The following is a 2,346-nucleotide window of genomic DNA, read 5'->3' as shown; positions in this document are numbered from 1 at the left end:
GGAATCATCTCCTAATTTCACATTTATAAAAGGTAATCTATCAGATAAACAAGCTGTTGATTCTATTTTTGAGGAGTATCAACCTGACATTGTTGTAAACTTAGCAGCTCAAGCAGGAGTCCGCTATTCTATTGATAATCCACAAGCATATATAGACGTTAACTTCCTATAAAATTCCGACTCATACAAAAAAATAGCAAATAGAGCCGGAAAAAACCTTGGAAATCAGGGTTTTTTTCTTGTTTTTGACTTTTTCATGTGGTATAATTAAAGAGTAGGAATACATACTCGCAAAGGAGTCGAAAATGTACTTTAATTTTTTAGTCAAAATACCTGAAAACAATGGAAAAATTACAACCAATAAGAAAAAGGAAACCATCTATGTGGAGTACGCTTATGAGCGAACATATCTACCTGAAAAGAAGTATACGAAAGTTAGAAGAACCACAATAGGCAAGGTGTCATTGGACGATTCAACCATGATGTATCCTAATCAAAACTTTCTGAAATACTTTCCTGAGGTAGAGCTTCCGGAAGAAAAAGACAGGTCCAGTAGAAGTAGCTGTATTCGAATTGGCAGTCATATTGTAATCAACAAAATCCTAAATGACTACAATATACAGGAGATGTTAAGTGATTATTTTGATGAGAAGAATTTAGGCCTTTTGTTGGATCTTGTAAGTTACTCGATAATCACTGAAAGCAATGCTTCGCAGTATTATCCAGACTATGCATACAATCATCCCTTGTTCACAAAAGGTATGCGTATATACAGTGATTCAAAGGTGTCAAGATTTTTGACTTCAATTGATGAATACCAGAGTATGGGATTTTTAAACAGCTGGAATGAAAAACGTAACCATAGGGAAAAACTGTATTTTTCTTATGATTCAACAAACAAGAATTGTCAAGCTGGCGATATTGAAATGGTTGAGTTTGGTAAAGCAAAGACAGATGTTGGTACACCAATATTTAATTATGCAATTGCCACTGACACCACCAATAGAGAGCCATTGTTTTACGAGAAGTATCCAGGCAGCATCAATGATGTATCGCAATTGGAATTTATGATTGAGAAAGCTAAAGGATATGGTTATAAAAATATTGGATTTATATTGGACCGGGGATATTTCAGTAAAGATAATATAGAATACATGGATGCAGCTAAGTATAGCTTCATCATAATGGTGAAAGGCATGTCAAAGCTGGTAAATCAGTTAATTTTAGAACACAAAGATACTTTTGAGAGAAAAAGGGTTCATAACATTGTAGACCACAGGGTTTATGGAAAAACTGTCAGAAGATTTTTATATGCAACAGATGAAAAAGAACGGTATTTCCATATCTATCACAGTATTAAAAAAGAAGGTATGGAAAGAGAAACCATAGAAGCAAAAATAAAAGATATGAATACTTATTTGAAGAGACATTCAAATACTGAAAAGGAGTTTGGGCCTGGAATCGAGAAATACTTCAGGCTGCATTACGGCAAAGACGGCAAGAAGTTCTTATTTGCAGAAGAAAAGATAGAAGTCGTTGAACGAGAAATGGCTTTTTGTGGTTACTTCGTAATCGTTACATCAAAAAAAATAACAGCAGAGGAAGCTCTTGATTTTTATAAGGGCCGTGATGTATCGGAAAAGTTGTTTAGAGGAGATAAATCGTATTTAGGCAATAGCAGCCTACGTGTACATACTGATATAGCAGCTGCATCAAAGATATTCATAGAATTCATTGCATTGATTGTCAGGAACAAGATATACACATGTCTTAAGGATGAAATGAAAAAACTATCAAAGCAACCAAATTTCATGACAGTACCAGCAGCTTTAAAAGAGTTGGAGAAGATAGAGATGATCAGACAACTTGATCATGTATATCGTCTTGATCATGCAGTAACGGCTACTCAGAAAACCATTTTAAAAGCATTTGACATGGATGAAAAATATATAAAATACAGAGCAGAGGAAATCAGCGAAAATATAAGGTGAGGATGATATGGCAAGAAAAATGGGTATGGAGACACTGGAACTTAAGATAGAAAAAGCAAAACAAGAAGTTGTTAAAGCCAAAGCAAAATATGATACAGCGACTGAAAAACTTAGTGATCTAATGGATAAAAGAGATGCACTTCAAAAAGAGCAATTGGTAGATGCGATTTCCAATAGTGACAAGACCTTTGAAGAAGTCCTTGAATTCTTGAATAGCATATCAAACAAGGAAGAGCTGTAAAAAGGCTCTTTTTATGATTAGAATACATGAAGAAATCTTTTTCGAGTAGGAAAATTTTAGGAAGTTAACGTTTAGTCAAGCACGGTGAACCGTATCATAAGTAAGTCTATAAGC

General features: G+C 34.3%; 2 protein-coding genes and 1 pseudogene. All 3 read left to right on the top strand.

Features of this window, described 5'->3' with window-relative positions; genetic code table 11:
- A pseudogene (locus AC3AX0_RS11720) lies at nt 1-169 on the top strand (GDP-mannose 4,6-dehydratase); the annotation flags it as partial.
- A 136-nt stretch (nt 170-305) separates the two neighbouring features.
- A complete protein-coding gene (locus AC3AX0_RS11715) occupies nt 306-1,991 on the top strand; it encodes an IS1634 family transposase (RefSeq protein ID WP_487550466.1) in 1,686 nt (561 codons plus the stop codon).
- Between the two features lie 7 nt (nt 1,992-1,998).
- On the top strand, nt 1,999-2,232 hold the full coding sequence (locus AC3AX0_RS11710) for a hypothetical protein (RefSeq protein ID WP_487550465.1): 234 nt from the start codon (nt 1,999-2,001) through the stop codon (nt 2,230-2,232).
- Nucleotides 2,233-2,346: the final 114 nt, after the last annotated feature.

It is taken from the genome of Dethiosulfatibacter sp. (assembly GCF_983023055.1).
This window is presented reverse-complemented; position numbering and strand designations above follow the sequence as displayed.

Excerpts from the sequence above, each read along its gene's own strand:
- AC3AX0_RS11715 (WP_487550466.1), top strand. The coding sequence starts at position 306 with ATGTACTTTAATTTTTTAGTCAAAATACCTGAAAACAATGGAAAAATT.
- AC3AX0_RS11710 (WP_487550465.1), top strand. The coding sequence starts at position 1,999 with ATGGCAAGAAAAATGGGTATGGAGACACTGGAACTTAAGATAGAAAAA.